The organism is Streptomyces avidinii, assembly GCF_045161815.1.
Lineage (GTDB): Bacteria > Actinomycetota > Actinomycetes > Streptomycetales > Streptomycetaceae > Streptomyces > Streptomyces avidinii.
Genome location: NZ_CP108863.1, coordinates 167,991 through 192,953, shown reverse-complemented (window position 1 = coordinate 192,953; position 24,963 = coordinate 167,991). Strand labels below are relative to the sequence as shown.

Genomic DNA, 24,963 nt, shown 5'->3' with positions numbered 1-24,963 from the left:
CGTGACGCTCTGGCCGGACGATCCGCGGTTCGGTGACCGCCTGTGGTGCCGGGCGGTGGTCGCGTTGTGCGTGAGCATCGGCCGGTGGTTGGGGGAGTTGTCCGGCCTGCGCCCGGCCCGTGCCCGGGCCGACATCCGGCCCTCGCCCGGGCTCTCGTGCCCGGTCCGATGCCCGGCTCGACTTCCGGGCCGACGGCCGGCCCCGCGCCCCGGGCCGGTGCCCTGGCCCGCTGGTGCGGGGGCGGTTCTGCTGTGAACGTGGTCTGCTGCCGGGCCTGCAGGGCCGCCCGGGCGCTTCTCTGTTCTGCGCCTGCCCCTCTGGTACCTGGCCGGGCCGTGGCGTGAACACCGTTTGTCGTAAGGAGTTGCCCGGACCCGGACCGAGAGGCGGCCCGCCGCCCGGGTCGGGCACCTTATCTGTTCGGCGCCCGCTCCCTGCTGCACGGCCGGGCTGTGGCGCGAGCACCGGCTGCTGCTGGGTAAGTGGTCCGGCCCAGCCCGGCCCGCGCTCGGACTACACGCCCGGCCCGTGTCCGTTCCGCCCCCGGCCCCAGGCCTTGGTCGATGCCCGGCCCGGCTTCCGGGTCGGGTACTTCCTTGTTCGGTACCCGTCTGCTCTGGTGCCGGGCCGGGTTTTGGCGTGAACGCCGGGTGGCGGGGAGGGGAGGTGTCCGGCCCGCGCCCGGGCCGTGCCTGGGCCGGCGTCCGGGCCGAGGTCCGGTCCCGCACCCTGGCCGGGCACTTCTGTGTTCGGCGCGCCCGCCCCTGGTACCTGGCCGGGTTGTGGAGCGAACACCGGCTGCCGCTGGGGGAGCTGTCCGTCCCGACACCGTCCCGATGTCCGGGCCCGACACCCCTCCCGCTGTCCGGCGCGACATTCGGGCCCGAGGCTCGTCCCCACGGCCGGTGTCCCGCCGCCTGGTGCCGGGTGTGGGGTCGGGGCGTGAGTGCCGGCTGGCGGGAGGGGAGGTGTCCGGCCCACCACGCGTCCCGATGCCCGGGGGACGGGCGTTCCCACGTCCGGGCCCGACGCCGGCCCCCCCGCATCCGTCGACACGCCCGTCCCGATGTCCGGGCCGGACGCGGTCCCGACACCCGTCCCGATGCCTGGGGGACGCGCGGCTCGACGTCCGGGTCCTGCGACGCCCGTCCCCACGTCCGGGCCCGATGACTGTCCTCCCCACCCACACACACGTCGGCAGGCCCGCCCCCGCATCCGTCGGCGCGCCCGTCCCGATGTCCGGGACGGATGCCGTCCCGTTCCCCGTCCCGGTGTCCGGCCGGGCGCCCGGCATGTTGTCCGGGCCGGGCGCCCGCCCGCACAGACCCGTCCCCATTTCCGGGGCCCGATGGCTGTCCCCCACACCTGTCGGCACGCCCGTCCCGATGTCCGGGACGGATGCCGTCCCTGCACCCGTCCCGGTGTCCGGTCGGGCGCCCGGCATGTTGTCCGGGCCCGATGCCCGTCGCCCACGGACCCGTCCCCACCCGGGCCGGCGCCCGCCCGAGCGCCGGTCCCCTCATCCGTCGGCGCGCCCGTCCCGATGTCCGGCCCCGTCGGCCCGTCCCGGCGCCCGATCGCCGGTCCCCCCGTCCGTCCGTCCGTCGGTCCCTCCGTCCGCCGGTGCGCCCGTCCGTCGGTCCCTCCGTCCGTCGGTGCGCCCGTCCCGGTGTCCCCGGCCCGTCCTGGTGCCGGTCCGGTGTGGGTTCCGGTCGGTGGGGGGTTTCAGGCGGCGGTGGTGGTGCCGGTGATGGTGGAGTGGAAGATGGTGCGGTTGTCCTGGTGGCCGGTGACGGTGACGTGGCCGGGGGCGGTGAGGGTGGCGTCGATCCAGCAGGGGGTGTCGAGTTCGGCGTAGTGGTGGAACTCGGTGGCGACGGCGGTGGGGGTGAAGGCGGCGGGGGTGTGGAGTGCGCAGGCGGCCTGGCGGGCGGCTTCGACGAGGACCATGCCGGGGTGGTGGTCGTTGGCGTGTTCGAAGAGGATGGGGTGGTCGAGGTCGGGGCTGAGCTGCCAGCGGCCGGTGCGGTCGGTGGGGGCGAGGACCACGTCGAAGGGCAGCAGGCGGCCCGCGGCGGTGGGGGCGACGGGTGCGCGGCGGGGCAGTGGCCGCATCGGGGCGTGGTGGCCGCGGTCGCCGCGCAGGCGGCGGTAGGTGGCGGGGGCGACGCAGCTGAAGCGGGCGGTGCCGGAGGCCGCGAGGTGGCCGCCGCGGCGGATGTCCACGCGCAGGAAGCCGGAGAACCGGTTGCCCTTCCAGCCGAAGTCGGTGCACACGGCGTTCATGTCGAGGTCGCTGGGGCCGCGGCCGATCCGCATCCGTTCGGGGCGGGAGGTGAAGTCCAGGCTCCACAGCAGGACGTTGTGGCCGAGGGGGACGCCGTAGACGGCGTGGCAGAGGTAGAGGCCGGCCTGGCGGATCGTCTCGCCGGCCTGGACCGGGTCGTGGCCGGTGCCGTCGGCGCTGGTGAAGAAGGTGTGGGCGCGGGGCCACTGTCCCCGCAGGGAGAAGGTGTCCTCGCCGGTGCGTTCGCAGCCGGTCAGGAAGACCTCGGCCAGTGAGCTGCGGTGGACGTACTCCCTGGGCACGGTGGTGGTCAGCCCGCGGGCGTCGTTGCAGCGCATCCATGGCTGTTCCACCCCCGGCAGGGGCAGGACGGGCGCGTTCTTTCCGATCGTCAGCATGGTCATGACTTCTCCCGCAGAGCCGTTCGACGGTTGGGACGGGTTGCGCTCGCGAGACGCAAGATACGTACTCTCCGGTTTTGTTTGCAAGGAGCTCAGCCGGGCAGGATGCGGCCCCCGCACCGGTCCGGCCGGCCGGAGGGAGTGCCCCCGGGACGGCTCCCAGGACCTGGACCAGCGGATATCCGACACGGCGCGGCCCTGCGGGACGCGCACGCCACCGCCCCAAGTGAGAACCGCCCTTCCGGTCATATGCGCCGGTCGGACAGGGTGCGGGCGCCGTCCGTTCAACCGGGCGCCGCCCAGGGCGACTCGGACGGGCGACGGGCGGGCGGCCGGGTCCCGAAAACCATTGGCATGCGGGGCGGGCCGTGCCAGACTCGGGGCCGCCGCCGGTGAAACAGAAACCGGATGGGCGGTTTTGGAATACGGGGTGTGGACACGCCGCTGCACCCCGTCGCCGATCTGCCGCCGTCCATCCTGGAGAGTTTCGAGATGAACCGTCAGTGCCCCTTTGCGATCGACGCCTTTGGTGCGGACGTGCACGCCGAGGCCGCGCTCGTCCGTGAACAGGCGCCCGCGACACGGGTCCTGCTGCCGGGCGGGGTGAGTGCCTGGGCCGTGGGCCGCTCCGCCGACATACGCCGCCTCCTGGTGGACCCGCGCGTCTCCAAGGACGCCTACCGCCACTGGCCGGCCTGGATCGGCGGTGAGGTCGACGCCGGCTGGCCGCTGGCGATCTGGGTCTCCGTGCAGAACATGATCACCGCCTACGGCAGTGAGCACACCCGGCTGCGCAGACCGGCCGCCGCCGCCTTCACCGCCCGCCGGGCGGCCGGCATGCGCCCCAGGATCGAGGAGGTCGTCGGCGAGCTCCTGAAGGACCTGGCCGCGCTGGAGCCCGGCCACCCGGTGGACCTGCGCACGCAGTTCGCGCACGAGCTGCCGACCCGGATCGTCTTCGAGCTGTTCGGGATCCCGGAACGCTCCTGGGCCCCCCTGCACAGAATCATCAACGCGTTCTTCGACACCAACATCACCGCCGAACAGGCCCAGCGCAACGCGGCCGACCTCGACGTCACGATGGCCGACCTGGTCGCCCACCGACGCGAGCATCCCGGCGACGACATGACCAGCGCACTCATCGCCGCCCGCGACACCACCACCACCGCTGCCGGTGCCGACAACGGTGCCGACAACGGTGCCGGTGGGGAGGGGGAGGGGGCGCGGCTCAGCGAGAAGGAACTCGTCGACAGCCTGATCCTGCTCTTCACGGCCGGCTACGAGACCTCCGTCAACCTCATCTGCACGGCCCTGCACGAACTGCTGCGCAACCCGCACCAGCTGGCGCTGGTGCGCCGGGGCCTGGCCTCGTGGGAGGACGTGGTCGAGGAGGCGCTGCGGATCGAGCCGCCGGCCTTCTACGGGCTGCTGCGCTTCGCCGTCGAGGACATCGACATGGGCGAGGGCGTGGTGATCGGGCGGGGCGAGCCGATCCTGATCTCGTTCGGGTCGGCCGGGCGCGACCCCGCCGTGCACGGCGCGGACGCGGAGCGCTTCGACGTGCTGCGCGCGACGCGGGGGCAGCATCTGTCCTTCGGGTTCGGTACGCATCACTGCCTGGGCGCGACCCTGGCCCGGATGGAGTGCGCGGTGGCGGTGCGGCGGTTCTTCGAGACGTTCCCGCAGGCGGCTCTGGCGGGGGCGCAGGAGTTGCCGCGGGTCCAGTCGTTCATCTCCAACGGGCTGCGGGAGTTGCCCGTGGTGCTGGGGCCGCGGGCGCCGTTGGCCGATTGACCGCGTCGGGGTGACGCCTGGCCTGCTTGAAAAGAATCGGACCTTCTGGTTGGTTTTAATGGGGCGGTGGATCCGCGCGGTGGATCCGGCCGTATTCGACCATGGACAACGGAGGCACCGGTGGCACGGCAGGAGCGTGCGGTACGTACGCGTCGCGCGATCTTGGAAGCGGCGGCGGCGGTCTTCGACGAGCGCGGCTACGACGCGGCCACCATCGCGGACATCCTCTCCCGGGCGGGCGTGACCAAGGGCGCCCTGTACTTCCACTTCTCCTCCAAGCAGGAGCTGGCGCAGGGCGTCCTCGACGAGCAGTTCGCCGAGGGCGGGGTGCCCGACCGGGAGAGCAAGCTGCAGGAACTCGTGGACGTCGCGATGGTGCTGGCGTACCGGATGAAACGCGAGCCCATGCTCAGCGCGGGTGCCCGGCTCTCCCTGGGGCCGGGCATGCGCGACATCTTCGGCGGGGGTTCGGTGCCGGGCTGGATCGAGTTCACGCGGACCCTGCTGGTCCGGGCGAAGGAGCAGGGCGAGCTGCTGCCGCACGTGGATCCCGCCGAGACGGCCTGGATCCTCTCCGCCTGCTGGACGGGCGCGCAGATCTACTCGCAGACCCTGAGCGACCGCAGCGACATCGAGGAGCGGGTGGCCGCCGTCTACCAGCACATCTGCCCGAGCATCGCGACGCCCGCGATGCTCGCCCGCCTGGACATCGCCGGCGACCGGGGGGAGCGGGTGAGCGCGGAGATGCGGCGCGGGCCCGGCCGGCAGACGGCCCAGGAGACCGAACCGGCGCTGTCCTGACGCGACTTCGGCGCCCCGCCCGACAGCCCCCCGGTGGGGCCCGTGAGGCGGACGGGGCCGGTGGGGCCGGCCGGCTCCACCGGGGCGCGAGCCGCGCTCCGGCGCCGGCGCCGACTGTGACCGGAACGATCTTTGACACCCCCTTGGGCAAACCGCGTTGGCGGTTTGTGGAGACTCCATGGTCAAGCAGGAACGTGCGGCCCGTACGCGGGAGGCGCTGGTGCGTGCGGCCGCGGAGGTGTTCGCCGAGGAGGGGTTCGCCACCGCGTCGATCGCGGTGATCAGCCGCCGCGCCCGGCTGAGCGCCGGGGGACTGCACTTCCACTTCGCGAGCAAGAACGCGCTCGCCCGCGCCGTCGAGGAACGCGCGGAGCGGGCACTGCGGCAGATCACCGCGGCCGACGCGCCAGCGCCGCCGCCCGCCCCCACGGCCCCGGCCGGCCCGGGCGCCGATCCGGGAGGGGCTCCGGGCAGTGCTCCGGGAGGGGCTCCGGGCGCGGGTGCGGGCAGCGGTGCGGGGGCCGGTGCGGGCGGGGGCTCCCTGCAGGTGCTGGTCGACGGCGCGCACGCGCTGATGGCCCTGCTCGCGCACGACGCGGTGGTGCGGGCCGGTTTCGCCCTGTGCGCGGACCCCTCCTTCGACAGCGCCGTGGACCTGCGCCGCCGGTGGCGCCTGTGGGTCGAGGCGGTCGTGGCGGCCGCGGCGGGGCAGGGCCTGCTCGCCGAGGGGCTGCACCCCCGGGACGCGGCGCACGGGGTGGTGGCCGCGACGGTGGGGCTGGAGGTCCTGGGCGCCTACGACCGCGACTGGCTCGCACCGCACACCCTCACCCGGTTCTGGACCCTGATGCTGCCGCGGCTCGCCTCCGGCGCCGCCCTGGCCGCCCTGCGGCCGCAGGGGTCGCCGGCCGCCCTGCGGCCGCAGGGGTCGCCCGCCGGCGGCGCCGCACCGCCGGCCCGGAACACCGAATCAGACTGAACGGTCTCTTTCAGGCGGGGCCGGCCGCCCTCCTGTGACCCTCGTCGAGGAACGATCGAGGCATCCTGAGGCCGCTCCACAGAACCCGCGATCACCCGAAATCCCAGGCCAGCAAAGGTTTTTGACGGTTACTCGGACATGACCGACCATCAAAACAGCACGACCGGTTTGATATTGACAAACCGCCGGTCCTGTTTTCTACTGGCTGTACTCATCCAAGGACAGGGGAGTACGGCGTGGACATCGATGTACTGGGCGCGTTGGCCGTGCGGGAGAACGGGATCTCCATCACGCCGACCGCCCCCAAGCCCCGGCAGGTCCTGGCCCTCCTGGCCCTCCATGCCGATCAGGTGGTACCCGTATCGGCACTGATAGAGGAACTGTGGGCGGGCGAACCGCCGCGCAGTGCCCGCACCACACTCCAGACCTACGTCCTGCAGTTACGCGCCCTCATCGCCGGCGCCCTCGAACGGGGCACCGGCACCGGCAACGAAGCCGGCACCGGCACCGGCCCGGCCCCGGGCACGGCCCCGGGTGCGGGTGCGGCGGTACGGACCGCCAAGGACATCCTGGTCACCCTGCCCGGCGGATACCTCCTCAGCAGCGGCGGCGGAACCCTCGACGTCCGCGAGTTCGACCGCCTCGCCGGCACCGGCTACCGCGCCATGGACGCCGGCGACTTCCCCGGCGCCGCCCGCCTCCTGCGCGAGGCCCTCGCCCTGTGGTCCGGACCCGCCTTCGCCGACGTACAGGGCGGAATCCAGCTCGACATGGAGACCCGCCGGCTCGAGGAGACCCGGCTGTGCGCCCTGGACCAGCGGATCGAGGCCGACCTGCGACTGGGACGCCACCGCGAACTCCTCGCCGAGCTGACCGTCCTGGTCACCCGCTACCGCACCCACGAGAACCTCCACGGCCAGTTCATGCTCGCCCTGCACCGCTCCGGCCGCCGCGGCGAGGCCCTGGACGTCTACCAGCGGCTGCGCGCCACCCTCGTGCGCGAACTCGGACTGGAGCCGTCCGTGGCCCTGCGCCGCCTGCAGCGCTCGATCCTGATGGCCGGGCCCGAAAACCCGGCCGAGACCCACGCGGAGCCCGGCGGCGAACGGCTCGTACGGGTCTGACGCCCACCCGCCCCCGCACGGGGCGGCGAGGCACGGCACGGCACGGCCCGGCCCGGCCGCCGGACACGGAAAGAGCGCCGACGGCCGGGAGTCCGCGACTCTGACGGGGCGAGAGGAGACGACTCGGTGCAGGAGAGGTCGGAACGGACCCGCAGGCGGCTGGTCCACGCCGGGGCCGAGATGTTCCACCGCAATGGCTACGCCCACGCGACACTCGGCGAGATCGCAGCCGCGGCCGGGGTCACCAAAGGAGCCCTGTACTTCCACTTCGCCTCCAAGGACGAACTCGCCGAAGCCGTCCAGCAACGCGGCTGCGCCCTGCTGCACGACGCCGTGCGCACCCTGCGCCAGGACGGCGTCTCACCACTGCAGGCCCTGATCGACATCACCCACTGGCTGGCCTGGACCCTCCACGAGGAACCGGCGATCCCCGCCAGCTTCCGCATCACCAAGGAATGCGGCGGGCCCGCCCCCCGCGGACCCGCCGGAGCCAGGCCCGTCGTCGTCGACTTCCACGGCGCATGGATCTCGGCCGTCTCCACCCTGCTGCGCCTCGCCCGCGACGCGGGCGAACTCCCCGCGGCGGGCCGCCGCTGGGAGAGCGCCCAGGCCCTGGTCGCGGCCGCCGCCTGCGGCATCGAGACCATGTCCGCCACCGGCATGTCCTACGCCGAACTCCAGGGCAAGGTCGCAGCCCTGTGGGCCCTGCTGCTGCCCAGCCTCGTCGCCGTCGGACGCGAACACGAATACCAGACCGAGGCCGAGTTCACCGGAGCACAGGCCGTACGCATCGGCTGGTGAGCCACACCGCAGCCGGACCACCACCCCGCCCGCACCGCACGTCCGGGGACCGCAAGCCCGTGAACACACCCGTCCCGGGCCCGCCCGGCGCCGAGGCCGACGCAGATCCGTCGCCCCCGCCACCCGCAAGCCCCGACACGCCCTCGCCCACCTCGCCCACCTCGCCCTCCGCCCCGGGCGGCCGCTGCCGGTGACCACCCCCTATGGAGGACATCCGGGGAACCACCCCTGCCCGCCCCCCCCGGCGCACCGACCCCCCTGCAGCCGCCCCGGCCGACGCGGCCGTCCGCCCCGGACCCGCTCCCGGGGTGAACACCCTCGTCCGCACACCGTTCCGACCTGCACCCTCCCGCTCCGCCGCCGCCCGGGCACCCGCCATGGCCGCGCCGCCCCGACGGCGGCCGCCCACTGCGGACACCCCCGAAACCGTGGACGCCCACGCCTACGAGTGCCTGCCCGCCCGCAGCCGCAGCATCCGCCGGCAGGGCCCCGTACCGGTCGACGTACGGGCCGGACCGGCCCCGCGGACCCGGGCGCTGCGCATGGAGGGGAAGCCGCCCGGCACCGCGGCACACCGCATCGGCACGGGGATCCGCGACGGGGACACCCCCCGACTCCCCGCCGGACCAGGCCGTCTCTTCCGGACCCTGCCGGGCCCGCGACGCCCGCGCCGCACCCGGCCGCGTTGCCGGGGCGCCCGAATGCGTCCGGCGTCCAGTACACGGACACCCATCCCCGCCCTGCCGGGCACGGCGCCGGACGCCGCCGACAGGATCCGGAAGAGACACCCCCGGCCCGGTCCGCCCGGTCCGTGCGGCGGCGCACCCGCCGGGAGACCGAACCCTGCACCCGGCGCCGTAACCGGCCCACCGTGACGGCCCGTTGACCCGGCCCCGGCCCCGGCCCCGCACGGGGGCCGGGGCCGGGTCACCGCTTCGGCCAGCCGATGTCGTCGTCCGGCCGCTCCCGCCGCGACGTGCCGCCGCAGCGGAGGCCGGCCGCCGGGGCCGCGGTGTGTGCTGCGGGCGTCGAGGACGCGCGGGATGCGCACACCGAAGGCCTCATCGTCGACTCCAAGGCGCTGGACACGGGAGGAACAGGGCGCCGGCCGCAGCGGCGGCCGGAATTCTGGAGAGTCTGCCTCGGCCGGGTCGAGGACCGCTCGAGAACCGCAGGAGACCGGCACGAAACCCGGACGAGAGCGGCCCCGAACCCGTGGCAAAGGTTTGCCCGCCCGTTGCCGCGGACCCTACGCTCGGTGCCGGTTCCCGACAGATTCCTTGCCCGCGACCCCAAGGACGCCGCCCATGCTGCGACAGCCCGCTTTCGGACACCGCCTGAAGAAGCTCCGGCTGGCCCAGGGCCTGTCGCAGACGGCGCTGGCCGGCGAGGGCATGTCCACCGGCTACCTCTCCCGCCTGGAATCCGGCGCACGCCAGCCCACCGACCGGGCCGTCGGCTACCTCGCCGGCCGACTGGGCCTCACGAGCACCGACTTCGAGGAACCCGCCACCGGCTCCCTGGCCCACGCCCTCACCCTCGCCTCCTCCACCGGCTCCCCGGACGCCGTCGTCGCCCTGCGCCGGGCCCTGGCCGCCGAGGCCCACGAAAGCCCCGTACTGCGCTGGCAGGCCCTGTGGCTCCTCGCCCGCGCCGCCCGCGTCCAGGGCGACCACACCGCCGAACGCGACTGCCTCACCCGGCTCGTCGCCCTCGGCGACGAAGTCGACGTCAGCGAACTGCGCGTACGCGGCCTGACCCGCCTCGCCCGCTGCCTGCGCTCCATCGGCGAGATCACCCCCGCCGCGGACGCCGCCGTCGAGGCCCACCGCATCGCCCTGCACGAGAACCTCGGCGTGGAGGACCGCGCCACCGCCCTGCTGGCCCTCGTCTCCGTCCAGGCCGAGGCCGGCCGCACCGGCGAGGCCCGCGTCCACGCCGACGAACTGACCGCCCTCGTCCGGGGCCGCTCGGACGCCCTGTTCGCCGAGGCCATGTGGACCGCCGCCGCCGTCCGCATGCGCCAGGGCGACTACCCCGGCGCCCAGGCCTGCCTGCAGGACGCCCTCGAACGGTTCGGCAGCCAGGAGGACCTCATCCTGTGGATCCGGCTGCGCCTGGCCGCCGGCCGGCTCCACCTGCAGAAGATGCCCGCCGACCCCGCCCGCGCACAGCGCCGCGCCCAGGAGGCCGAAGCCGCCCTCGCCCTGGTCGGCACCCCCGCCCTGCGCCAGGACCTCACCGCCCTGAAAGCCGACCTCGCCTTCGCCACCGGCCGCTACGACGACGCCCGCGCCCTGCTCGGCGAACTCGCCGCCGACCGGCCCAGGATGACCTACCGCGGCCAGGTCCGCCTGGAGATCCTGCGCCACCAGCTCCTGATCCTCGCCGGCGACCCCACCGGCGTCCAGGGACTGCGCACCCTGGCCCAACAGGCCCAGGAGGACGCCAACATCGACCTCGCCGCCGAGATCTGGCGCGTCCTGGCCGACGCCCTCACCCCCACCGCCCCCGCCCCCGCCCCCGCCCCCGCCCCCGCCCCCGCCCCCGCCCCCGCCCCGGCCACCGCCCCGGCCCCGGCCCCGGCCCCGGCCGCCGGGGGTTGAGGAAGCCTCGAGTCCCCTCGGGCAGGCTGGGCGCACCCGCACACACGATCAGGGGAGGTGCCCGGCATGCCGTCGCAGCGCGTCCGCACGAGCGAGCACACGGCACGGATCGCCGCCCCCGCCGGCGTGGTCTACGGACTGATCGCCGACGCCGTGCGCTGGCCCCTCCTGCTGCCCACCCCCGTCCACGTCGAGCGCATCGACTTCGACGGCCTCCACGAACGCCTGCGGCTGTGGGACCTCGACGGCGAACAGGTCCGCTCCTTCCACCTGCACCGCATCCTGCACCCCGGCACACGGACCGTCGAGTTCGAGCAGGAGGACACCGCCCGCCCCGGCCTGCCCACCACCGGCGCCTGGACGGTCGAGGCCCACGGCGACACCCACTGCCTGGTGACACTGCGCCAGGACCGCACCCCGGAACGGCACCCCGCCGCCGACACCGCGCACACCCGCCGGCTGTGGCAGACGGAACCGGCCGACCGGCTCACCCACCTGAGCGCGATCGCCGAACGCTGGGAGCACCTGGACCAGCTCCTGCTGTCCTTCGAGGACAGCCTCCACCTGGAGGGTCCCGCCGAGCTCGTCTACGACTTCCTCCACCGCATCGAGGACTGGCCCGAACGCCTCCCGCACGTGGACGCCGCCGACGTGCACGAGGACGTCCCCGGCGTACAGATCGCCGCCCTAGACACCTGCGCCCCCGACGGCCGCACCCGGGCCACCCGCACCGCCCGCCTGTGCTTCCCCTCCGCCGCCCGGATCGTCTTCAAGGAACTCCGCACCCCCCACCCGATCGCCGCCCGCACCGGCGCATGGTCCCTGACCCCGGACGGGGACGGCGTACGGGTCGTCTGCGCCCAGCAGGTCCTGCTCCACGACCCCCGCGACCCCCGCGACCGGCGCACCCCCCAGGCCCCGCAGGCCCCGCACGCCCCGCACGCCCCGCAGGCCGCGTACGACCCGCAGGGTCCGGGCGCGCCGGGCGGGCTCGCCGAGACCCGCCGCGAGGTACGGACCTGGCTGGGCCGCGCGAGCACCGAGACGCTGCGCCTGGCCGGATGGCGGGCCCGGACCGCCGTGCGCCGCCTGCGATGAGCACGGGAAGGAGACCGTCGATGGCACCGGCCCGCCCCGCCGGGGGCGCCCCCCGCGCACCGCTGTACCTCCAGGGCCCCGAGGGCCTGGAGGGCCCCTGGGACGAGGCGGGGGAGCGGCTGGAGGACACCGGCCGCGCGGTCGTCTGCACCACCTGGGGACAGTGGCTGACCGCCGTCCTCCTCGACCCGGGCCTGCGCCCGCTGCTCGGGGAGGACTGGCCGCGTTTTCGCGGGACGCCGTCCGCGGCCGGGCGCCTGCGGTTCGCCGTGTCGCGCTACGTGATGAAGTACGCCGCCGCCACCGCCCTGGACGTGCCCGTGCACACCGTGGAACTGGGCCGCGGGCCCGGCGGGCGCCTCCTGGTACGGGGGCCCGGCGCGGGCGTGGAGATCGCCCTGGCACACACCGGCGAGCTGATCGTGGTCGGCGTCAGCCGCACCGGGCGGATCGCCGTGCACGCACACCCCGCCGACCTGGACCTGCGGTCCCCGCTGCTGCGCGGCCGGGTGCCGGCGCGGGAGAGCGCCGTCCTGGACGCGCTCCCCGAGGACGAACGCCGCACACGGCTGCTGCGACTGCTGACCCTGCGGACGGCCCGTACCGGGGCGGCGCACGACGGGCCGGTACAGGACGGGCAGGTACAGGACGGGCAGGTGCGGGACGGGGCGGTGTTCGCGCCGGAGGAGTTCGCGCCGGAGGCGGCGGGGGAGTGGAGTTTCGCCGCGCACCTCGTCCAGGACCGCTACCTGGTCGGCGAGGCGCACGGGCCGCGCCGCTGACCGCCCCCCGACCGGCCCGGCTCCGCTCCCGGTCCGGTGACGGGAGCGCTCTCAGGCGGCGAACAGGTCGAACGTGGAGGTGTGCCGCGGTCCGGCGATCACGTCGAGCTGCGGGTCGACGGCCAGCATGGCCTGGTGCAGGCGCTGCAGTTGGGGCGAGGGCTCCACGCCGAGGTCCTCGATCAGGCGGGCCCGCAGCCTGCGGTACACGTCCAGGGCGGTGGCCTGCCGCCCCGACCGGTACAGGGCCACCATCACCTGCGAGTGGAGTCCCTCGTGCTGGGGGTGACGGGCGGTCAGGTCGGTGAGTTCGGCGATGAGTTCGGAGTGCCGGCCGAGCCTCAGGTCGGCGTCGATCCGCCGCTCCACGGCCACCAGGCGGCTCTCCTCCAGGCGCAGCACCTCGATGTCGAGGATCGGGCCGACCCGTACGTCGACCAGTGCGGGCCCCCGCCACAGCTGGAGCGCGGCCCGCAGGCGGTCGGCGCAGGTCCGGTCGTCGCCCTGCTCGAAGGCGCTGTGGCCCTCGCGGGCGAGACGTTCGTAGTCGTGCACGTCGACGCTCTCGTCGGGCACCTGGAGCAGGTAGCCGCCGTGCCGGGTGGCCAGGACGTCCTTGGCGCCGCCGGGGGCGTCGGGGCCCATCGCGGTGCCCAGGCGTCGGCGCAGCTGGAGGATGTACGTCTGCAGGGTGGTCAGCGCGCTCTGCGGCGGCTGGGTTCCCCAGATCTCCTCCATGAGAGTGGGCACGGGTATCACGCGTCCGGGATACAGCGAGAGCAGCGACAGCACCTGTCTCGGCTTTCCCGCGGACGGAACGATGGATCCCCCGTTGACCTCGGCACTCAACGGACCCAGAACCTGAATCCTCACGGTCTCCCCTCCGTACTCGTCGAGTTCCCCGGCGTTTTTCTGCCACCGGTGGCGGAGGTACTGCCCCCGTGTCGCGCACGCTAGCCGCGGTGGATGTTTTCCATCCCTTTCCTCCAGCGGCTTTCGAGCCGTCTTCGGTTACGGCCAGTCGATCAGGGCGACGGCCGGGCCGGCGGCCGGACCCGGCCGGACGGGCCGGTCGATCGGGTCGGCCGAGGCCGGGGCGACGGGCCAGTCGATCGGGTCCCCCTGGGCGGCTCCGCCCGCGGTGAGCACGGCGGCGCAGACCAGAGCGGCGGTGGCGGCGACGCGGGCGATGTTCCTCATGACGACTCCTCTGTGGCAATTGTTTGATTCTTCTTGGCAACTCTTCTGCCAAGAAGCTTGGCAACGCCCGCTCGGGACTCGCTCGGAAATCACTGGAGACGCAGTGGAGGAACTCCCGGGAACCGCCCCGACCTGCACGGAGAACCGCGAAAGGGCGACGGGGCGGATCGTTGCCGGGAATTGCCCGGGGGGAGGAACTAGAGCCTCGCCGGAGCGGCCGCATCCCCGCATTGCCAAAACTGCCAACCACTGGGCAATGTATTGCCAAGCCTATTGGCAATACATTGCTGGGGGAGGGTCGTTGACGTCCGGCGGCCCCGACAGCGGGGGGAGGCCCCTGAAATGAACGCGCCGACGCACCACGGGCAACGAACGGCCCACCTGAACACCGCCGGCACCGGCCGGATGCCCGACGCCGTGCACGCCGTACTCGCCCGCTGCACCGCCCTCGACGACCGCTACGGGCCGGCCGCACTGCGCGAAAGGCCCGGCGGCAGGACGCACCCGGGCCTGCACGCACGCCTCGCCGCCCTGCTCGGCGTCCGCTCCGGCCGCACCGTCCTGACCACCGGCGCCGCACAGGCCTTCGAGGCATTCGCGCGCACCACCGTCCTGGGCCCCCGCGACCGGATCTGGACCACACCCCACGAGGGCATCGCCAACCTGACCGCCCTGCACGCCCTGCGCGAGCGCACCCGCTGCCGACTGGAGGTCGTCCCGCTGCGCCCGGACGGGGACCTCGACCTGGACTGGATGCGCACCCACCTCGACGAGGACGTCGCCCTGGTCTCCGCCGTCCACCTCTCCGCGGCCTGCGGAACCGTCAACCCCGTCGAGGACATCGGCCGGCTGCTGGCCCCCCACCGGGCCCGCTACACCCTCGACGCCTCCCACTCCGTCGGCCTGCTCCCCGTCGACGCCGCGCGCATCGGCTGCCAGCTGCTCACCGCGGACGGCTGGAGGTTCCTGCGCGGCCCGCAGGACATCGGATTCGCCCACCTCGCCCCCGACCCCCGGACCGACCCCCGGACCGACCCGCACGACGACCCGCACGACGACCCGCACGGCGGCCCGCACGGCGGCCCGTACGGCGGCCCGGCGGAGGGCCTGGCGGAGGGAGCCGTGCGGGCCCCCGCCCCGGCCGCCGTCGCCGCGCTGGGCGCCGCCCTCGACCACCACACGGCCGCCGCCCGCCGCCCGCACCAGGACCTCCTGCCCCTGCTGCGCGCCGCCGTGCGCGACACCCCGGGCATGGAACTGCTCGCCGCGGGCCGCCGGCAGGCCGGCGTCCTGGCCTTCCGGCACGCCGAGATCCCCGCCGCGGCCATCCGCCGCGGCCTGGCCCGCCGCGGGGTCGTCCTGGCGAAGACCGTCGCGCACGAGCACCCCCTGCACCCGGCCGGCCGCATCACCGCTCCCGCACTGCGCGCCTGCGTCCACCACGACAACACCCCCCAGGACATCGACCGGCTGCGCCGGGCCCTCACCGAGGTCCTGCGGGAGGAACACGCCGCCGCCGTCCCCGTCCCCGCCCGCGCCGCGCTCGCCGCCGCCGGACCGGCCACGGCGGCCGATCCCGGGCCGCCGCCGTCCCCGTACCGCACCGCCCGCCCCGCCCGCCGCCGCGGCCACCTCACGCTGCACCGGGCGAACTGAAACCCGCCACCGCCTCCTGGAGGAGCCACATGACCATCACCGACGCGCCACCCGTACCGGCCCCCGACCGCACGGCCGAACTCGCCGCCCTCAAGGCCCACGCAGTGGCCGGCCCCGACGAACGGGCCACCGAACGCCAGCACGCCAAGGGCAAACTCACCGCCCGCGAGCGGATCGGCCTGCTCCTGGACGAAGGGTCCTTCCACGAGATCGAAGCCCTGCGCAGGCACCGCGCCACCGGCTTCGGCCTGGAGAACAAGAAGCCCTACACCGACGGCGTGGTCACCGGCTGGGGAACCGTGGACGGGCGCACCGTCTTCGTCTTCGCCCACGACTTCCGCATCTTCGGCGGCGCACTCGGCGAGGCCCACGCCGAGAAGATCCACAAGGTGATGGACCTGGCGCTGGCCGCCGGCGCACCCCTGGTCTCCCTCAACGACGGCGCCGGCGCCCGTATCCAGGAAGGCGTCTCCGCGCTGGCCGGCTACGGCGGCATCTTCCAGCGCAACACCCGCGCCTCCGGCGTCATCCCGCAGATCAGCGTGATGCTCGGCCCCTGCGCCGGCGGCGCCGCCTACTCCCCGGCCCTGACCGACTTCGTGTTCATGGTCCGCGACACCTCGCAGATGTTCATCACCGGCCCCGACGTCGTCCGCGCCGTGACCGGCGAGGAGATCACCCAGAACGGCCTCGGCGGCGCCGACGTCCACGCCACGGTCTCCGGCGTCGCCGCCTTCGCCCACGAGGACGAACCCACCTGCCTGGAGGACGTACGCCACCTCCTGTCGCTGCTGCCCGCCAACAACCGCGAGACACCGCCGCGCGAACCCACCGGCGATCCGGCCGCACGCCGCACCGACGCCCTCGGCACCATCGTCCCCGCCAACCCGCAGCAGGCCTACGACATCCGCAGGGTCATCGAGGAAGTCGTCGACGACGGCGACTACTTCGAGGTCCACCCCGCCTGGGCCACCAACGTCGTGTGCGCGCTCGCCCGGATCGACGGACACGTCACCGCCTTCGTCGCCAACCAGCCCGCCAGCCTCGCCGGGGTCCTCGACATCCACGCCAGCGAAAAAGCCGCCCGCTTCGTACAGTTCTGCGACGCCTTCAACATCCCCCTGGTCACCCTCGTCGACGTCCCCGGCTTCCTGCCCGGCGTCGACCAGGAACACGGCGGCATCATCCGCCACGGCGCCAAACTCCTCTACGCCTACTGCAACGCCACCGTCCCGCGGATCTCCCTGGTCCTGCGCAAGGCCTACGGCGGCGCCTACATCGTCATGGACTCCCGCTCCATCGGCGCCGACCTCGCCCTGGCCTGGCCCACCAACGAGATCGCCGTCATGGGCGCCGAGGGCGCCGCCAACGTCATCTTCCGCCGCGAGATCGCCGCCGCGGCCGACCCCGACGCCATGCGCCGGCAGAAGATCAAGGAGTACACGACCGAGCTCATGCACCCCTACTACGCCGCCGAACGCGGCCTGGTCGACGACGTCATCGACCCGGGGGAGACCCGATCGGTCCTCGCCGGAGCCCTCGCCATGCTCCGCCCCAAGTACGCCGACCTGCCGTCGCGCAAGCACGGCAACCCGCCCGTATGACCGCCCGCGAAGCGGCCGGCCCCGACACGCCGCAGCCGCAGACCTGGCGGATCCACCGCGGCCACCCCGACGAGGACGAGACCGCCGCCGTCCTCGCCGTCCTGACGGCCCTGCTCGCGGGCCGCGCCGCACCCCCCGAACCGGCCCCGCCGCCCACCGTCCCCGCCGCCTGGGACCACCCGCACCCCGCCCGCCCCGCCCGCCCCCGCCGCGCCGGCAGCTGGCGGCCCCACTGAACCCGCCCCCCCACCCGCACCGCCGCCCCCACCGGGTCCGCCGCCCCGACGCCGCCTCCATCCCCCTTCCGCCGCGCCACGAGTTCCCTGCGACACGCTGCACACAGCAGAGGCGAGTGACGGAGGGACGAGCATGACGGTGAAGGCGATGGACAAGGCCCCCGAGCGGCCCGTGGCCCTGGTCACCGGGGCCACCAGCGGCATCGGACTGGCCGTCGCCCGGGACCTGGGCGCCCGCGGGCACCGCGTGTTCGTCTGCGCCCGCACCGAGGTCAAGGTCAAGCAGACCGTCGCCGACCTCCAGGCCGAAGGACTCAGCGTCCAGGGCGCGGCCGCCGACGTACGCGACCGGTCCGCCGTCCGGGACCTGGTCGCCGCGGCCGTCGCCGCCTACGGCGCGCCCGTCAGCATCCTGGTCAACAACGCGGGCCGCAGCGGCGGCGGCGCCACCGCCGGTATCACCGACGAACTGTGGCACGACGTCATCGACACCAACCTCAACAGCGTCTTCCTCCTCACCCGCGAGGTCCTCAACAGCGGCGGACTCGGCGCCGAACCCTGGGGCCGCATCATCAACATCGCCTCCACCGCCGGCAAGCAGGGAGTACTCCTCGGCGCCCCCTACTCCGCCTCCAAACACGCCGTCGTCGGCTTCACCAAGGCCCTGGGCAAGGAACTCGCGCCGACCGGCACCACCGTCAACGCGGTCTGCCCCGGCTACGTGGAGACCCCCATGGCCGCCCGGGTCCGCACCGGCTACGCCCAGGTGTGGGACACCACCGAGGAGTACGTCCAGGAGCAGCTCGAGTCGAAGATCCCCCTCGGCCGCTACTCCACCCCCCAGGAGGTCGCCGGCCTCGTCGGCTACCTGACCACCGACCTGGCCGCATCCATCACCGCCCAGGCCCTCAACGTGTGCGGCGGACTGGGCAACTTCTGACCCACCGCCCACCCCACCCCACCCGGCTCCGCTCCGTCCCGCGCGCGGACCCCGCACACGGCAGGGCCCCCGACGGTCACCCGCCGGGGGCCCTGCCACAGGTGCGCAGGCCGCCTCACAGCACCTTCGGCGACCTCGACACGTCCCAGGCGAGGGCCTGCGGGGCGATCCGGGCGGACCGCCAGGCGGCCAGCGCCGCAGCGTCCACCGGCTCGTCCGACAGCAGGACGTGCCGCAGCGCCGGCAGCACCGTCCCGCGGGCCGCACGGCTCAGCCGTGCGAACCCCGACGGCAGCTGCGTCACCACCGTCACCTCCTCGCGCGCCAGCAGCCGGGCGAACGCCCGGGCGTCGCCCGCCGTGTCCCCGTCCACGACCACCGCACGGCCGCCCGACAGCAGCGGACCCCACATCTCCCGCATGCCCAGATCCAGGCTCAGGGAGTGCAGGCACGTCCACACGTCGTCCACGGTCGCCCCCAGCATCGGGACACAACTGTCCACCCACGACAGCACATCCGCGTGGGCGACGGGCCGGACCGCCAGCGCCCGCCCCGGATCACCGCCCGCCGGCAGCGCCATGAACGCCGTCCCCGGCGGCACTTCGCGGCGCACCGCCAGCGGCGGCCGCACCGCGATGACGAACCCGCCCGTCTTGACCACCGGGATCTCACCGCCCAGCAGCCCGCAGTCCGAGACGACCACCCACACGCCCGCATCGCGCATCAAGAACTCCTGCAGGCCCGCACTGTGCCCCGGCTCCAGCGGCAGCACCGCCGCACCCGCCCGCAGCACACCGACCACCGCGCCCGCCCTCGTGCACGAGCGCCGGGCCCGCACCGCCACGGCCGAACCCGGGCCCGCACGCCCCGACAGCCGCCGCGCGATGTCGTCCGCCAGCCACTCCAGTTCCAGATAGGTCGCCTCCGCCTGCGCGTCCCGGGCGGCGACACGGCCCGGATGGCGGGCGGCCGAAGCCGCGAAACGGATGTCGATGCGGTCCCGGCGCGCCGGCCGCCCGCCGGACGGATCGAGCCCGACCCGTCCGAGCAGACCGGCCAGATCGGCGGACAACCGGTCGAGCTCCGGATGATCCGGAGTGGCGTTCATGCGGCCTCCCAGCAGCGGGGTCGAATCAACACGGCAGATGCTGCCCGCCGCGACATGAGAACCGCTCGACTCCCGCCGCACACCACCGGCCGGCCCACCCCGCCCAGGACCCCGCCCAGGACCCCCCGAGGACCGCTCGAGACATGCTCGAAGAAGCCTCCACAACACGTCCAGAACCACTCGGGACGCCCTGGCCCGCCCCCCGCCCGCATGCCTACGATTCTCGCGCTCATGCCGAAGCCGCCCGCTCACCGTCGCGCCCCGGGCCACCACCCGTAGACGCACGCATATGGAACTGAGCTTTGCGGCTATGGCCCGTCTCGCGAGACTGGACTTGACTGTACTCATGACTCAGAACGCGCAGAACACGCAGATCACCCTCGTCATCGGCGGTCACGGCAAGACCGGCCGACGCGTCGCCGAGAAGCTCACCGCCCAGGGCCGCCAGGTCCGCATCGGCTCCCGCAGCGGAACCCCCGCCTTCGACTGGCACGAGCCCGCCACCTGGGTACCGGCGCTCGAAGGCGTCGACCGCGTTTACGTGACCTACTACCCCGACCTCGCCTTCCCCGGCGCCGCCGAACAGGTCGCCGAATTCTCCAAGGTCGCCGTCGCCCACGGCGCCCGCCGCCTGGTGCTCCTGTCCGGCCGCGGCGAGGAGGCCGCGGAGGTCAGCGAGAACAACCTCAAGGCCTCCGGCGCCGACTGGACCATCGTCCGCTCGAGCTGGTTCAACCAGAACTTCAACGAGAGCTTCTTCCTGGAGCCCGTCCTGGCCGGCGAGATCGCCCTGCCGACCGGCGACGCCGTCGAGGCCTTCGTCGACGCCGACGACATCGCCGACGTCGTCGTCGCCGCCCTGACCGACGACAAGCACATCGGCAAGACCTACGAACTGTCCGGCCCGCGCCTGCTCAGCTACAGCGACGTCGCCGCCGAACTCTCCAAGGCCACCGGCCGCGACATCAAGTACATCTCCGTCACCAACGAGGAGTACCGCGCCGTCCTGCGCGAGAACAACCTCCCCGAGGAGTTCGCCGACCTCTTCACCATGATCCTCGACGGCCGCAACGCCCACCTCGTGCACGGCGTCGAAGAAGCCCTCGGCCGCAAGCCCAAGGACTTCGCCGACTTCGCCCGCGAAGCCGCGGCCACCGGAGTCTGGAACGTCTGACCCCACCCGCCGCGCACCGCTCACCACCGGCTCCATCCCTTTCGCTCCTTGACCGGGCGGCGACTCTGGTACGGCCGCCGCCCGGTACTCGGGGCACAGGAGGTTCCCATGCCCACGCCCCGGACGTACTCCAGCGAACACGGACTCGACACCCTCCCCCCGTACTTCCACGGATTCGCCCTGATGCACATCGCCATGCGACGCGACGCAGCCCGCCTGCGCGCCGCCGCCCCGGCGTGGAACGGCGCCGGAACCCACTGGTGGCAGCAGCTGCGCGAGACCATCGAATGGCACCACACCAGCGAGGACGACGTCCTGTGGCCCGGACTGCGCCGCCGCGACGCCGACTTCGACGCCCAGGCCCGCGAACTCCACGAGGACCACGAGGAACTCGACGCCGCCATGACCGCCGTCGCCACCGCCGTCGCCCACCGCGGCGACGGCCTCGTCCGCGCCGCCCGGACCTTCGAAGGCGTCCTGCGCGACCACCTCCGCGACGAGGAACGCATCGTCTTCCCCGTCTTCGAACGCCTCGGCGAACGCGCCTACCTGGCCGAGGAACGCAAAGTCGTCTCCAGCGCACCCCTGCGCGTCATGACCCACCTCCAGCCCTGGATGTTCGACGGCGCCCCCCACCGCTCCGTCGCCCACGTCGCCGCGACCATCCCGCCACCGGTCCGCCTGATCGGCTCCACACTCCTGCACCGCCGCTACACCCGCACCCTGAAGGGGATCCTGAAGTGACCGGCACGACCACACAATCCGTGACCCTGGTGGCCGCGACGGTGGGCACCGGCCTGATGGCCGGCCTCTACTTCGCCTTCGACATCTCGGTGATGCCCGGCCTCGGCCGCGGCGACGACCAGACGTACGTCACCGCCATGCGCAACATCAACGACGCCATCGACAACGGCCTGTTCGGCCTGCTCTTCCTCGGCGCGTTCCTCGCCACCGGCATCGCCGCCACCCAGCAGCAGCGCGGCGGCCGCCCCGACGCCGCCCGCTGGGGCTGGCTCGCCTTCGCCCTCTACGGACTGTCACTGGCCGTCACCGCCCTCGTCAACATCCCCCTCAACAACCAGCTCGCACGCACCGGCGCCGACGCCGCGGCCGCCCGCACCCGCTTCGGCGGCCGCTGGACCACAGGCAACCTCGTGCGCACCGTGGCCTGCACGGCGGCCCTCGCCGCCCTGGGCCGCGCACTGACCCTGCACGGCCGCGCCTCGGCCGCCTAGAACCCGCCCACCACCCCACCACCCCGCCACCGGCCCGCCCCCCCACCCCGCGAACGGCGCCCGCTCTCTTTCCGTCCCCCGCGGGAGAGCGGGCGCTTCGCCACGCCGTCCGAGAGGATGAGGACATGGACACGCTCACCGGCCTGCTGGAAGGCCCCAAAGCCCGCGGAGCCTTCCTCCTCAAATCCGTCCTCAACCCGCCCTGGTCCCTGCGCGTCGAGGACCGGGCCCCCCTCTCCGTCGTCACCATGGTCCACGGCGACGCCTGGCTCCTGCCCGACCACGCCACCCCCGTCCTGATCCGCCCCGGAGACGTCGCCGTCGTACGCGGCCCCGACCCGTACACCGTCGCCGACGCCCCCGACACCCCCGTCCAGATCACCGTCGGCCCCGAACAGCGGTGCAACACCCAGGAGGGCGAGGACGTCACCGACACCATGGCCCTGGGCGTACGCACCTGGGGCGAGGCCTTCCAGGACGACGGCTCCGCCATCATGCTCAGCGGCACCTACCAGGCACCCAGCGAGATCGGCCGCCGCCTGCTGACCGCCCTGCCCACCATCCTCGTCCGCCCCGCCGAAGCCGCCGACAACACCCTGGTCACCCTGCTCACCTCGGAAATCTCCAAGGACGAACCCGGCCAGGAAATCGTCCTGGACCGCCTCCTGGACCTGCTGCTCATCGGCGTCCTGCGGACCTGGCTGGCCGCCCCCGGCAGCGGCGCCCCCGCCTGGTACCGCGCACAGAGCGACCCCGTCGTCGGCCCCGCACTGCGGCTGCTCCACGAGAACCCCTTCCACGGCTGGACCGTGGAGGAACTCGCCCTCAAGGTCGGCGTCTCGCGGGCCTCCCTGGCCCGCCGGTTCACCGACGTCGTCGGCGAGCCCCCGGTGGCCTACCTGACCGGCTGGCGCCTCGCCCTCGCCGCCGACCTGCTGCGCGAACCGGACGCCACCGTCACGAACGTCGCCCGCCGCGTCGGCTACAGCTCGGCCTTCGCCCTCTCCACCGCCTTCAAAAGGGTCCGCGGCATCAGCCCCCAGGAATTCCGCAACGGCGCCGCCCACACCAGCGCACCCCGCCCCGCACACCCCGCCCGCACCGTCGTACTCGCCCCCTGAACAACAACCCGCCGCTCAGGCCCGGCCCGATCCGAAAGACACGGCCCGGGCGGCCGGCACGAGCGCCGGCACCCCCCGCGCCACCGCCGTCAGCACCAGACCCCGCCCGGCCAGCCAGCGACCCTCGTACACCGGGTCCACCGGCGACGGCACCGGCGGCCGCAGCACGGCCGTGAACGTACCCGCGGGGGACAGGACCAGGCTCGCGTCCCGGAAACCCAGCCAGATCCCGGCCGCCGGATACCAGGCCTTGTACGCCGCCTCCTTCGCGGAGAACAACACGCGCTCCCACGGCACCGAGGCATCGGCGGCGGCCAGAGCGGCCAGATGGGCGCGCTCGCCGGGCGAGGTGATCAGCCCGAGCACCCCCGGCGGGAGCGGACCTGCCGGCTCCGCATCGATGCCCAGAGCCGCCACCACCCCCGCCGGCGCGGCCACCGCCCCCCGGTACCCCTCGCAGTGGGTGATGCTCCCGACCACACCGGACGGCCACTGCGGGGCCCCGCCCGGGCCCGGCAGCAGGGCCACCGGCCGCACCCCGAGGCCGGCCAGAGCCCGCCGGGCACACGCCCGCGCGGTCGCGAACTGAAGCCGCCGCCGCTCCCGGCGGCCTTCCATCAACGCCGCCTCGGCCGGGAAAAGCGGAGCGGGCGCCGCGTCGTCGAAGGCTTCCGAAGACGTGACGCCCGAAGGCAGGAGTTCCTCGATCATCGCGAGGCGAGCTCCATCGCCGCGGACACCGCCAGCAGCGGCCGCTCCAGCGGCAGCATGTGCCCCGCGTCCGGGACCCGTTCGAAACGGGCGCCCGGAATCACCTCGGCCAGGGTCCGCGCCAGCTCGATGTCGATCACCTTGTCGGCCTCCCCGTGCAGGACCACCGCCGCCACCGTGACACCCTTCAGCGCCTCACGGACGTCCCAGCCGCGGGTACAGCGGAAGAACTCCGCCCGCACCCGGGGCACCGCCGCCGCGAACAGCTGCCGGTTCACCTCCCGCACCACCGGATCCACGTCCCTGCCCATGGTGGAACCGAGCAGCCTGCGGCCCAGCCACGGCCGGCGCAGCGCCGCGGAGAAGACGGGACTGCCCATCATCTTCACCTCGCTGTCCGGGGTGTCCTGCCCGTGCCCCGCCGTGCCCAGCAGCACCAGCCCGCGCAGCCGGCCCGCCGACGGCGACGTCGCCGCGTACGAGAGCGCCGCGAACCCGCCGCCCGAATGCCCCACGACCACCGCCTCCCGCGCGTCCGTCTCACCCAGGACCGCCGCCAGGTCCGCGGCCAGCCGCTCCACCGAGACCGGCGTGCGGCCCAGCGTGGACGCACCGTGCCCGCGCTGGTCGTAGGACACCACCCGGTGCCCGGCCCGGATCAGCCGGTCCGCGACCGTGCCCCACACCCGGCGGGTGTGCGCCCAGCCGTGCACCAGGACCACGTCCGCACCCGCCGGCGCGCCAGCCAGCGGGGCCAGCACGGTGACCTCCAGAGCCGCCCCGTCGTCGGTACGGACCGTCAGCTCACGCGAGCGATGCGCCGCCACGCTCACCGCGGCACCGCCGACAGCTGCCGGTCCAGGGACTCGAACGCGGCGAGCGTGCCCCTGGAATGCTCCACGCCCAGGTCCGCGACCTTCGCCAACACCTTCAGCCAGCCGTGCGGACTGCCGGTGAAGTGCATGGAGATACGGGTACGGCCGTCCGCCAGCGGCTCCAGGCGGAAGCTGCTCGGACCCCGGAAGACCCCGTCCACGTACTCGATGTCCAGCCGGCGCCCCCGCTCCACCGCCACCGTGCGCGAGGTGAAGCGCAGCTTCAGCCCGCCGTTGTCGGAGCCCTTGGTGTGCACCGTCACGCCCACCATGCCACCGACCTCGTCCGGGGCGCCGGAGACCGCCGTGAACGTATTGGCCGGCACCCACCACTTGCGGGCCCCGCGGAACTCCGCGACGAGCGCCTCCCAGACGGCATCCGCCGGGGCGTCGATCACCGCCTCGTCGATCAGGTCGTACGTCGTCATG

At 74.1% G+C, this 24,963-nt stretch carries 23 protein-coding genes; 16 read left to right on the top strand and 7 right to left on the bottom strand.

All coding sequences use genetic code 11. From position 1 onward, the window contains the following. Positions 1–1,726: 1,726 nt before the first annotated feature. A complete protein-coding gene (locus tag OG373_RS00935; RefSeq protein ID WP_405435194.1) occupies positions 1,727–2,692 on the bottom strand; it encodes a ScbA/BarX family gamma-butyrolactone biosynthesis protein in 966 nt (321 codons plus the stop codon). Between the two features lie 429 nt (positions 2,693–3,121). Here OG373_RS00935 and OG373_RS00930 point away from each other — a divergent pair, with 429 nt between their 5' ends. The 8 genes from OG373_RS00930 to OG373_RS00895 all read left to right on the top strand — a co-directional run bounded on the left by OG373_RS00930 (position 3,122) and on the right by OG373_RS00895 (position 12,674). Continuing rightward, a complete protein-coding gene (locus OG373_RS00930) occupies positions 3,122–4,483 on the top strand; it encodes a cytochrome P450 (protein WP_405435193.1) in 1,362 nt (453 codons plus the stop codon). Positions 4,484–4,603: 120 nt separating this feature from the next. Then, positions 4,604–5,284 (top strand): ScbR family autoregulator-binding transcription factor, encoded by a 681-nt coding sequence (locus tag OG373_RS00925; RefSeq protein WP_405435192.1) that lies wholly within the window; start codon positions 4,604–4,606, stop codon positions 5,282–5,284. Between the two features lie 178 nt (positions 5,285–5,462). Next, positions 5,463–6,263: a TetR family transcriptional regulator gene (locus OG373_RS00920; RefSeq protein WP_405435191.1), complete on the top strand. Its 801-nt coding sequence runs from the start codon at positions 5,463–5,465 to the stop codon at positions 6,261–6,263. Between the two features lie 236 nt (positions 6,264–6,499). Continuing rightward, positions 6,500–7,387: a BTAD domain-containing putative transcriptional regulator gene (locus OG373_RS00915; protein ID WP_405435190.1), complete on the top strand. Its 888-nt coding sequence runs from the start codon at positions 6,500–6,502 to the stop codon at positions 7,385–7,387. Positions 7,388–7,513: 126 nt separating this feature from the next. Next, positions 7,514–8,188 (top strand): ScbR family autoregulator-binding transcription factor, encoded by a 675-nt coding sequence (locus tag OG373_RS00910; protein WP_397738508.1) that lies wholly within the window; start codon positions 7,514–7,516, stop codon positions 8,186–8,188. A gap of 1,307 nt (positions 8,189–9,495) precedes the next feature. After that, positions 9,496–10,794, top strand: coding sequence for a helix-turn-helix domain-containing protein (locus OG373_RS00905; protein ID WP_405435189.1), 1,299 nt, complete (start codon positions 9,496–9,498; stop codon positions 10,792–10,794). Between the two features lie 66 nt (positions 10,795–10,860). Continuing rightward, complete coding sequence (locus OG373_RS00900) at positions 10,861–11,892, top strand: SRPBCC family protein (RefSeq protein WP_405435188.1); 1,032 nt, start codon at positions 10,861–10,863, stop codon at positions 11,890–11,892. A 20-nt stretch (positions 11,893–11,912) separates the two neighbouring features. Next, a complete protein-coding gene (locus OG373_RS00895) occupies positions 11,913–12,674 on the top strand; it encodes a hypothetical protein (RefSeq protein WP_405435187.1) in 762 nt (253 codons plus the stop codon). Between the two features lie 51 nt (positions 12,675–12,725). On the opposite strand, the gene OG373_RS00890 is transcribed toward OG373_RS00895, so the two are convergent. Together OG373_RS00890 and OG373_RS00885 are read right to left on the bottom strand one after the other, a co-directional pair. Next, the gene (locus OG373_RS00890; RefSeq protein ID WP_405435186.1) at positions 12,726–13,547 is read right to left on the bottom strand and encodes a BTAD domain-containing putative transcriptional regulator; all 822 of its coding nucleotides are present in this window, start codon (positions 13,545–13,547) and stop codon (positions 12,726–12,728) included. A gap of 138 nt (positions 13,548–13,685) precedes the next feature. Then, positions 13,686–13,874: a hypothetical protein gene (locus tag OG373_RS00885; protein ID WP_405435185.1), complete on the bottom strand. Its 189-nt coding sequence runs from the start codon at positions 13,872–13,874 to the stop codon at positions 13,686–13,688. A gap of 342 nt (positions 13,875–14,216) precedes the next feature. On the opposite strand from OG373_RS00885, the gene OG373_RS00880 reads away from it, so the two are divergent. From OG373_RS00880 to OG373_RS00865, 4 genes are all read left to right on the top strand, one after another. Next, complete coding sequence (locus OG373_RS00880; protein ID WP_405435184.1) at positions 14,217–15,530, top strand: aminotransferase class V-fold PLP-dependent enzyme; 1,314 nt, start codon at positions 14,217–14,219, stop codon at positions 15,528–15,530. A 29-nt stretch (positions 15,531–15,559) separates the two neighbouring features. Then, positions 15,560–17,134, top strand: a complete 1,575-nt coding sequence (locus tag OG373_RS00875; protein ID WP_405435183.1) for an acyl-CoA carboxylase subunit beta — start codon at positions 15,560–15,562, stop codon at positions 17,132–17,134. After that, a complete protein-coding gene (locus OG373_RS00870) occupies positions 17,131–17,370 on the top strand; it encodes an acyl-CoA carboxylase epsilon subunit (RefSeq protein WP_405435182.1) in 240 nt (79 codons plus the stop codon). Before OG373_RS00875 ends, OG373_RS00870 begins: the two co-directional genes overlap by 4 nt. Positions 17,371–17,503: 133 nt before the next feature. After that, positions 17,504–18,310 (top strand): SDR family NAD(P)-dependent oxidoreductase, encoded by an 807-nt coding sequence (locus tag OG373_RS00865; protein ID WP_405435181.1) that lies wholly within the window; start codon positions 17,504–17,506, stop codon positions 18,308–18,310. Positions 18,311–18,425: 115 nt separating this feature from the next. Here OG373_RS00865 and OG373_RS00860 read toward each other — a convergent pair whose 3' ends face one another. Beyond that, a complete protein-coding gene (locus tag OG373_RS00860) occupies positions 18,426–19,418 on the bottom strand; it encodes an AMP-binding protein (RefSeq protein WP_405435180.1) in 993 nt (330 codons plus the stop codon). A gap of 346 nt (positions 19,419–19,764) precedes the next feature. Between OG373_RS00860 and OG373_RS00855 the strand changes: the two genes are divergently transcribed. The 4 genes from OG373_RS00855 (at position 19,765) to OG373_RS00840 (ending at position 22,948) form a co-directional block, all read left to right on the top strand. Further along, positions 19,765–20,592, top strand: coding sequence for an NmrA family NAD(P)-binding protein (locus OG373_RS00855; RefSeq protein ID WP_405435179.1), 828 nt, complete (start codon positions 19,765–19,767; stop codon positions 20,590–20,592). A 108-nt stretch (positions 20,593–20,700) separates the two neighbouring features. Further along, entirely contained in the window at positions 20,701–21,336 is a 636-nt protein-coding gene (locus OG373_RS00850; protein ID WP_405435178.1) for a hemerythrin domain-containing protein, read from the top strand. After that, positions 21,333–21,827: a DUF1772 domain-containing protein gene (locus OG373_RS00845; RefSeq protein ID WP_405435177.1), complete on the top strand. Its 495-nt coding sequence runs from the start codon at positions 21,333–21,335 to the stop codon at positions 21,825–21,827. Before OG373_RS00850 ends, OG373_RS00845 begins: the two co-directional genes overlap by 4 nt. A 125-nt stretch (positions 21,828–21,952) precedes the next feature. Continuing rightward, positions 21,953–22,948 (top strand): AraC family transcriptional regulator, encoded by a 996-nt coding sequence (locus OG373_RS00840; RefSeq protein WP_397738534.1) that lies wholly within the window; start codon positions 21,953–21,955, stop codon positions 22,946–22,948. Positions 22,949–22,963: 15 nt separating this feature from the next. Here the strand turns inward: OG373_RS00840 and OG373_RS00835 are convergent, their stop codons facing one another. The 3 genes from OG373_RS00835 to OG373_RS00825 are packed head-to-tail and all read right to left on the bottom strand — an operon-like array spanning position 22,964 to position 24,962. After that, positions 22,964–23,659 (bottom strand): 4'-phosphopantetheinyl transferase, encoded by a 696-nt coding sequence (locus OG373_RS00835; protein WP_405435176.1) that lies wholly within the window; start codon positions 23,657–23,659, stop codon positions 22,964–22,966. Beyond that, positions 23,656–24,486: an alpha/beta fold hydrolase gene (locus OG373_RS00830; RefSeq protein ID WP_405435175.1), complete on the bottom strand. Its 831-nt coding sequence runs from the start codon at positions 24,484–24,486 to the stop codon at positions 23,656–23,658. Before OG373_RS00830 ends, OG373_RS00835 begins: the two co-directional genes overlap by 4 nt. 2 nt (positions 24,487–24,488) lie before the next feature. Beyond that, positions 24,489–24,962, bottom strand: a complete 474-nt coding sequence (locus tag OG373_RS00825; RefSeq protein WP_405435174.1) for an SRPBCC family protein — start codon at positions 24,960–24,962, stop codon at positions 24,489–24,491. Between the last annotated feature and the right edge of the window lies 1 nt (position 24,963).

What these genes read in the sequence shown, in the direction of transcription:
- OG373_RS00935 (WP_405435194.1), bottom strand. Translation starts at nt 2,692, where the DNA reads ATGACCATGCTGACGATCGGAAAGAACGCGCCCGTCCTGCCCCTGCCG.
- OG373_RS00920 (WP_405435191.1), top strand. Translation starts at nt 5,463, where the DNA reads ATGGTCAAGCAGGAACGTGCGGCCCGTACGCGGGAGGCGCTGGTGCGT.
- OG373_RS00905 (WP_405435189.1), top strand. Translation starts at nt 9,496, where the DNA reads ATGCTGCGACAGCCCGCTTTCGGACACCGCCTGAAGAAGCTCCGGCTG.
- OG373_RS00900 (WP_405435188.1), top strand. Translation starts at nt 10,861, where the DNA reads ATGCCGTCGCAGCGCGTCCGCACGAGCGAGCACACGGCACGGATCGCC.
- OG373_RS00895 (WP_405435187.1), top strand. Translation starts at nt 11,913, where the DNA reads ATGGCACCGGCCCGCCCCGCCGGGGGCGCCCCCCGCGCACCGCTGTAC.
- OG373_RS00885 (WP_405435185.1), bottom strand. Translation starts at nt 13,874, where the DNA reads ATGAGGAACATCGCCCGCGTCGCCGCCACCGCCGCTCTGGTCTGCGCC.
- OG373_RS00880 (WP_405435184.1), top strand. Translation starts at nt 14,217, where the DNA reads ATGAACGCGCCGACGCACCACGGGCAACGAACGGCCCACCTGAACACC.
- OG373_RS00875 (WP_405435183.1), top strand. Translation starts at nt 15,560, where the DNA reads ATGACCATCACCGACGCGCCACCCGTACCGGCCCCCGACCGCACGGCC.
- OG373_RS00870 (WP_405435182.1), top strand. Translation starts at nt 17,131, where the DNA reads ATGACCGCCCGCGAAGCGGCCGGCCCCGACACGCCGCAGCCGCAGACC.
- OG373_RS00865 (WP_405435181.1), top strand. Translation starts at nt 17,504, where the DNA reads ATGACGGTGAAGGCGATGGACAAGGCCCCCGAGCGGCCCGTGGCCCTG.
- OG373_RS00860 (WP_405435180.1), bottom strand. Translation starts at nt 19,418, where the DNA reads ATGAACGCCACTCCGGATCATCCGGAGCTCGACCGGTTGTCCGCCGAT.
- OG373_RS00855 (WP_405435179.1), top strand. Translation starts at nt 19,765, where the DNA reads ATGACTCAGAACGCGCAGAACACGCAGATCACCCTCGTCATCGGCGGT.
- OG373_RS00850 (WP_405435178.1), top strand. Translation starts at nt 20,701, where the DNA reads ATGCCCACGCCCCGGACGTACTCCAGCGAACACGGACTCGACACCCTC.
- OG373_RS00840 (WP_397738534.1), top strand. Translation starts at nt 21,953, where the DNA reads ATGGACACGCTCACCGGCCTGCTGGAAGGCCCCAAAGCCCGCGGAGCC.
- OG373_RS00835 (WP_405435176.1), bottom strand. Translation starts at nt 23,659, where the DNA reads ATGATCGAGGAACTCCTGCCTTCGGGCGTCACGTCTTCGGAAGCCTTC.
- OG373_RS00825 (WP_405435174.1), bottom strand. Translation starts at nt 24,962, where the DNA reads ATGACGACGTACGACCTGATCGACGAGGCGGTGATCGACGCCCCGGCG.